The organism is Vibrio sp. 1F263 (genome assembly GCF_041439035.1).
Classification (GTDB): domain Bacteria; phylum Pseudomonadota; class Gammaproteobacteria; order Enterobacterales; family Vibrionaceae; genus Vibrio; species Vibrio tasmaniensis_A.
In genome coordinates this window covers 1-6,567 of sequence record NZ_JBGONI010000079.1, presented here as the reverse complement: position 1 = coordinate 6,567, position 6,567 = coordinate 1, and the positions used below count along the sequence as shown (strand labels likewise).

Annotated in this window: 7 protein-coding genes and 2 pseudogenes; 2 read left to right on the top strand and 7 right to left on the bottom strand. The window is 43.1% G+C overall.

Features of this window, described 5'->3' with window-relative positions; translation table 11 throughout:
• A partial coding sequence (locus ACED25_RS22760; protein WP_371696195.1) for a hypothetical protein occupies positions 1-355 on the top strand: 355 nt, incomplete at its 5' end.
• 17 nt (positions 356-372) lie between these two features.
• Here ACED25_RS22760 and ACED25_RS22755 read toward each other — a convergent pair.
• Entirely contained in the window at positions 373-732 is a 360-nt protein-coding gene (locus tag ACED25_RS22755; RefSeq protein WP_016790675.1) for a hypothetical protein, read from the bottom strand.
• Positions 733-1,850: 1,118 nt separating this feature from the next.
• Between ACED25_RS22755 and ACED25_RS22750 the strand changes: the two genes are divergently transcribed.
• Positions 1,851-2,123, top strand: coding sequence for a hypothetical protein (locus tag ACED25_RS22750; RefSeq protein ID WP_371696194.1), 273 nt, complete (start codon positions 1,851-1,853; stop codon positions 2,121-2,123).
• Between the two features lie 636 nt (positions 2,124-2,759).
• On the opposite strand, the gene ACED25_RS22745 is transcribed toward ACED25_RS22750, so the two are convergent.
• From ACED25_RS22745 to ACED25_RS22720, 6 genes and pseudogenes are all read right to left on the bottom strand, one after another.
• Entirely contained in the window at positions 2,760-3,788 is a 1,029-nt protein-coding gene (locus ACED25_RS22745) for a tyrosine-type recombinase/integrase (protein ID WP_371696192.1), read from the bottom strand.
• Between the two features lie 80 nt (positions 3,789-3,868).
• Positions 3,869-4,063 carry a hypothetical protein gene (locus tag ACED25_RS22740; protein ID WP_371696189.1) on the bottom strand — a complete coding sequence of 65 codons (195 nt, stop codon included), beginning with the start codon at positions 4,061-4,063 and terminating at the stop codon, positions 3,869-3,871.
• Positions 4,060-5,187 carry a tyrosine-type recombinase/integrase gene (locus ACED25_RS22735; protein ID WP_371696186.1) on the bottom strand — a complete coding sequence of 376 codons (1,128 nt, stop codon included), beginning with the start codon at positions 5,185-5,187 and terminating at the stop codon, positions 4,060-4,062. Before ACED25_RS22735 ends, ACED25_RS22740 begins: the two co-directional genes overlap by 4 nt.
• 138 nt (positions 5,188-5,325) lie before the next feature.
• Positions 5,326-5,994: pseudogene (locus ACED25_RS22730) on the bottom strand (IS66 family transposase zinc-finger binding domain-containing protein); the annotation flags it as partial.
• 59 nt (positions 5,995-6,053) lie between these two features.
• Entirely contained in the window at positions 6,054-6,407 is a 354-nt protein-coding gene (gene tnpB / locus ACED25_RS22725) for an IS66 family insertion sequence element accessory protein TnpB (RefSeq protein WP_371696185.1), read from the bottom strand.
• A pseudogene (locus ACED25_RS22720) lies at positions 6,404-6,567 on the bottom strand (IS66 family insertion sequence element accessory protein TnpB); the annotation flags it as partial. The gene tnpB and the pseudogene ACED25_RS22720, both read right to left, overlap by 4 nt.

Here is a 6,567-nt window from a genome sequence, read left to right as displayed (position 1 = left end):
TCATGGCAATCACGATTTAAACCCGAACAACATTGAAAAAATCGTCGAGAACTTTCATGGCCGAGACATTCAATTCATGTCAGATGATAACCTAAAAGATGACATCAAATCGTGCATTGATAAGTTAGATAGGGATAACAGCGCGCATGATATTGAATTAAGTGAAGCACACTCTTCTCATCAAGAGAATGAATTAGACACCATCAACTATAATGATAAAAAAGAAACCGACAGCCAATCACTCGAACACTTTGAGCCAAAAGAATATTCCCCTCAGCAAGAGATGGAATTTAATCAATCAGAGAAAGAGAGCCATTGGGAAGACAGAGAAATCGACAGAGAGTTAGAGCGATAATAAAAGGGTAGCTGCTGCTACCCTTTTTTTTCGCCTTCAAGATATTCATCGACGCTTTTATCAACCAAAGCGGTGTTGGATTTTCTTTGCTCAATCGAATCCGCTTTATTCTTATAATACCCCTCCCCATCAAAGCTATGCGCCAAATTTAAATTTAGCACGCCTTGTACCTGCCTAACTCTACGATACGTTTCTTCCATCAACTCACGGTTCGACGGCCGCTCATCGTCACTGTCATTCAGTTTGATACGCAACGCCAAGGTAAAAAGCTGACGAGTTGCCTCGGCATCACTTAACTTTTCTCTGTCTCTGAACTTCTTAAAATCTTGCTCTAGCTTCCCTCGAAGGGAGCTTTGTAAAGGGTAAGAACGTGACATAATTTAGCTTTTTCTCCTCAATGAATGTCAATGAAGCCCACCTTTAAGCCTCAATGAAATCCAATAAATTCTCAATGTAAACCCATTGTACTTAGTTTTGAAAAAACCGCTACAACCTTACCGATAAAGGGATAAATAACAATTTAATTAAATCCCATTGAATTTAGATTGAAATCACCACAATCCCTTACACAGAAAGGCGCCAATGATAATTCAATGTAATTACATATTTTCACACTGGGATTTCAGCGGCTAATTAGTTGAGATTTTGAAAATTTTTTCACGCTCTATTTCGCCTCCACTATTAAGCATAAGTCATTGTTTTTATAGGTTTTAAATTCATCACAGACAATCATTTAAATCGTTTACGATTTAGCGTGGTGTGTGGTGAAGAATTGAAAATACAGGGGCATTTTTGGAACGCTTTCCAATTAGTCTTTGTTTTCTCTAAGAGCTTAAATTATCGATTAAAAACGCCCCTATTGAAAGGGGCTGGGGTGTAGATTTGACCACACTGTTTTTACATTAACACCAAATTTCTCTTATACAGGGGCACTTTCACCCCCAAAATACAGGCTAAAAATGATGAGATTACAGCTAACGGCGAATATCAGAACAGACCAACACGTAGTAGACAGAAATCATGATAAATAAATCGTTCATGCTGTTTGACTCACAGTTACTAAGCCTTAATATCGAATGTAGACAAGTATATTTAAAGAAGAACTAGTAGAAGCACAAAAAATCATACGGAATCTTGCAACCATCACGTCCAGATGGCGGACTTGTATCGAAATGGAGCTATCTCTGACGAAGAGTTAATGGAAGCTATGCGCCAAGCTCAAGAGGACTTAGAGGAAGCACGCAGCAACTACTGTTAAGCAAGCTTCCCTCTCCTTTATGGTGTGAAGCAACTCGGCTTGCTCCACCAACATTCAAAATTAGCCGCATATCACACGCACATCACAGAGCCAGCTGGCTCAAAGATGGACAGAAATGTGTCATTGATTATGCTAATTTAGAAGTTCATTAATAATTAGAAGTATGGCAAATCATGTAGTTGGTACTTACAACCTTACCTTGTAGAATATCAATCAGTCTCATAACTGGTTAAAAGCATGATTGAATCAATAGATTTTAAATTAATTGGTACAAACGATAAGCGTGTTATCACTAATCTAAATGGTAAGAATCTCATAATCACAGGTGAAAACGGCTGTGGTAAGACTCGTTTCTTGCGTCAATTGCATCAATATCTACAGCAATTTTTCAATAGACAAATACAGTCTCAAAAAGTAATTCAAACGCAACTAAAAGATAAACAACGGATGTTAGAGCAGGTTGGTGTCTCTGATAGACACTATAATACGTACGCAAATCAAGTTCACTAACATCATTAATATCTCTTCGTACTCTTGTCTTACTGGTTGTGTCATAAAGTTTAGTTGCACTGCATGCGCACTGATTTTTAGATGCAATTAGGCTGCTGTATCTAAAATGTCTCCCAAGCAGATAATCCTTCAGGATTATTGAGCTGTCCATTTTTTAATTATCGACCATAGTTCTACTCCTACAAGGATGGAACTAGCTTCCTCAGCAGGTTTCCATCCCAGGCACCGATGCATCTTACCTTGCCAATGACTGTGCTCAACTATTAGGCAATGGTCAATATTGTGTGGAGACCGATGAAAAGGAGTACTTCTTTTCATCATCAATTGAAAAGGGGGACGAGGTTCACTCAATAGAAGCAATCCCTTTACTTGATAGCCTGCTAATTCGGAAAACTGGTGAAATTCAAATGGGCTTGTAGGACTCTTGGTCAGATAACTTGCTGTGATTAATAACCAAATCTCCACTTTATTGTCATCGTTCGAGCTGAACAAAAGGGAACTAGCGATCTCGATGGATGTTATTGGATGATCTGGTCAGGTGAAAATACGCATACGGCAAGCTATTTTCTTCTCTTAAAAATGCTCAACACTAGCACTTTAAGTTTAGTCATGGCTTTATTCCAACAGAGATTTTAATCACCATTCCCAAAAATCCACTTCATATCTAAACCGTTCAACCTCCTCATCGGTAAGTTCAGGTACTGCTTTGATAGGTCTTCCTCTGCGTTTGAAGGGAGATTTCGTCGGCTTAGGTTTGGAGGCTCTCACTTTTCGAGTTTTAAGGTTATTCACAAACTGGCCTGATAATATTCCACTCATAACTTCCCCTATCGCCTCAGCAGATTGTGAGACCTGCGCATCATCCACATGAGCATAACGAAGCGTGGATGAAATACGCGTGTGACCCAACAGTTTCGACACCATTGGGATAGGATACCCCTCTAACACCGCATAACTGGCAAAGGTATGACGCAAATCGTGAATGCGAACATCCTCGATATGGGCTAAGGCTCGCACCTGTTGCCAGACCATACTAACCTTAGTCGACCGACTCACAAAACGACGCAAGGGCATAAACACATCATCGTGTGATTCGCTACGATGCGCCCATACTTGCTGTGGTATGTCTGAAAGGACTTGCTGCGCTTCCTTGCCCACATACACCACCTTCGCACCCGTTTTACTGTCCGGCAAGTGCCACTCCCTGCCTTTAACAAACGACCATTGCAGTCCTGTTACCTCTGAAATTCGACACCCCGTTAACAGCACCAGTTTTAGCACCTGACAACAGCACGCTTCCAGTTCACCTTGCTGGCTGACCACCGTTAATGCCTTCTGCAGTCGCGCTAACTCATCCAAACTCAAAAAACGATTGAGTTTTTTTTTGCGATTTTGCTTAAGACCATCACAAGGGTTGTTCATGCAATAACCTTGCTTCACCGCATATTTGAAGATAGAACGAAGCACATCAAGATTACGATTAGCTGTCCCTGCGTAACTCTGACTCAATTCATCAAACCAGCGATGTACATGACACGAATCAATACGGCTGACAGGAAAACGTCCAAACTCGGGCAACAAATGCCTTTTTAAGGCGCTCGACGCAGTCCCTTGTGTACTCAGTTTCCATCCCTTGCAGACCTTATCCGTCCACTCTTCTTTCACCAAAGCATCAAAGCGGATCAACCGTATCGGTTTCGTCTCTTTGTCTAAAAAAGAGGCTTGTAAAGCGCGTACGTGTTGTCTTACTTTTTTAGTGTCAGTTGCCCCACTGCCGCCAACGTCTGATTGGGAATGGATAAATGAGTCACATAGAAACGACGACCATCGGTATAAACTCGAACCCCTAACGCTGGCACTTGAGTATCCCACACCGTATACGTTCGAGTTTTTGAATTCAGTGATTGAATGACTTTAGAAGTGAATAACAGTGACTTCATGAGCGCATCCCCTTAACGAGTACACCCGACACATGAGAAGCCGCCTGACATACGTCCTCACGTCCCAAATGCGCGTACTTTAGCGTCGTTTCTGCTTCAGCATGCCCCAAAAGGCGACTAAGCACGATCAAGTTTACCTTCGACTGAATGGCAATACTGGCATAGGTGTGACGTAAATCATGCAAGCGCACGCCTTCCAATCCGGCCAACTGGCGAGCCTGTCGCCAGAAGATACCCAACTGATTGGTTGATATAGGTTGGGTGTTACAAGGGGCCGGAAACACGTAATGACTCTCTGATTGCCATGCATCAAGATAAGCTCTGACTTGTGAGCAAAGGTAAACCGTTTTCGCCCCCGTTTTACTGTCTAATAAATGCCAGTGATTACCTCGGTACTCTTTCCATTGCAAGGTTCTCACTTCCGATGAGCGGCAACCTGTGTATATCAGCAGACGTATCATCATAACCTTAGCTGGGTTATCGCCCTCTAACGTATCTAACACTCGCCAGAGTTGACGCAATTCGTCTTTACTAAGATAGCGCGCTACCTCCCCTGCTTTATAACGCTTGAAACCACGGCAAGGATTGGTATTTTTAGTACGATACTCCCACGCTTCACATTGCTGCATCATAACCGACAGCAACACTAACGCTTGGTTGGCTGAGCCTTTCACATGGCTTAACTGGGTAAACCACTGTTCAACATCCTTTCGAACAATGGATTGCACTTCCCTATCTCCAAGATAAGGCGCGATCTGAAGACGAAAGGCACTTTCGTTCTTTTTCAAAGTGTTCGGTTTCCAATGACGAGGATAACGCTTAAAAAACTCTTGGCCAAAAGCCTGCAGCGTTATGGAGGGCAAGGTTTCCATTTTTGGACTGCGCACCTGCTCAACAAGCTGCAAGGCTTCTCGCCTTGCTTGACGTAAAGAGCAATCTAACGCGCCACCTAACTTATGATTCCTCCTCAATCCGTTGTGCTGAAAACGAACGAAAAACACGCGCCTCCCTGACGGGTAGACTCGTAAATACAGCGTAGACACCTTGGTATCATAGTATTCTTGTGTGGTCGAAGTCGGTTTAACGCGCTCGACAAATCGCTGAGTAAGAGATATTTTTTTCATTTCAAGCTCCTGTTTACAGGGGCAATTTTGAACCGTAGAACGCTATCAAGCATGCCGTAACACTAAAAAAAAAAAACTAAATACCAATAAATTTCAATCAGTTAATAAAGACAACCACCCATAATCGCCAGATTATGACGTGGTGCGTGATAACTCGATACCCGACTGGGTAAACAGCGATTCTTGGCGATAAAGTGGCATCGCGTACTGGTATTTGCCAAGAATGATGTTGGCCAGCAAGCTTTCTGTGGCGAAGCTTTTAGGGATGAGACTCTGAGGGGATGGCTTCTGAACGATATGGCTGCTGTCGCTTGTTTTCTCGCACTGGCGGCAAGCGTACTTAGGGCGAACATATTCCAACACCTTGAGTACCGCAGGCGTGAACTCTAGCTTCTCGCTGCGGTCTTCCCCGATTTTATGCAGGCTATGATTGCAGCAAGCGCACTGCTTTTCATGGTCGTCTAAATCGAGTTCGATAACCTCACGAGGTAAGGTCTTAGGCAGAGGTTTACGTTTACCGCGCTTTTTCGTTGTGGTCGTGGTTGTTACCTCAACCTCGTCTTCTTTAACGGCTTCACATTCCGCTTTGTTGAAGAGGTCACCTTGTGATTCATCGTAAGGCTTTAACGCCTCCGAGCGTTTAGCGAACTGGCGGTCGAAGGCGAGTTTGAGTTGTTCAAGCAGCGATTAGCGCTCTTGTTGCCATTACGATTCCTTCTGCTCTTGCGAGAGCATCAGGGCTTTCACCATCGCTTGTAGCTCGGCAATATCTTGGCTTTCTGGGTTGATATTTGGCGTCTTTTCCATGGCATTGATTATACTGAAGTTGTGCCGTTAACGCTTGGTATATAAGGCTTTATTCTCGATTAGCTCATTGGAAAATCGTTTATTTTTACGGGTTCATGGCCGATAATTGTGAAGCCTGAAAGCAGTCTATCAAGCTCAAATTGAGTGAGGGTAAACACCTGATTTTTCTCTTTTGAAGGCCACTTATACTTGGCTTTTTCGAGGCGTTTATACCAGAGGGCGAAGCCTGTTTTATCCCAGTACAGCACCTTGATCTTATCGCGCTGTTTATTGGTAAACAGAAACAGCGCACCACTGCCAAGAGGTAAGTTCGTGTCGTTTTCGATAATCGCTGCAAGACCATTAATGGGCTTTCTAAAATCGACGCTTTCACGATAAAGGTAAATCTCTGGCGCGCTGAGCATACCTTTCATGACAACGCTCCAATGAGTTCAGCAAGATAGGTCGCTGGCGTACATTGAGGAATGCTCAGCTCCACATCATTGATGAGAAGTGTCATGTTGGCCGTGGCTATCTGCGCCTGATACTTGGTTGTCTTTTCAACGATTTCGGCTCTAACAAATCCGACAGATT

What these genes read in the sequence shown, in the direction of transcription:
- ACED25_RS22755 (WP_016790675.1), bottom strand. Translation starts at nt 732, where the DNA reads ATGTCACGTTCTTACCCTTTACAAAGCTCCCTTCGAGGGAAGCTAGAG.
- ACED25_RS22750 (WP_371696194.1), top strand. Translation starts at nt 1,851, where the DNA reads ATGATTGAATCAATAGATTTTAAATTAATTGGTACAAACGATAAGCGT.
- ACED25_RS22740 (WP_371696189.1), bottom strand. Translation starts at nt 4,063, where the DNA reads ATGAAGTCACTGTTATTCACTTCTAAAGTCATTCAATCACTGAATTCA.
- ACED25_RS22735 (WP_371696186.1), bottom strand. Translation starts at nt 5,187, where the DNA reads ATGAAAAAAATATCTCTTACTCAGCGATTTGTCGAGCGCGTTAAACCG.
- tnpB (WP_371696185.1), bottom strand. Translation starts at nt 6,407, where the DNA reads ATGAAAGGTATGCTCAGCGCGCCAGAGATTTACCTTTATCGTGAAAGC.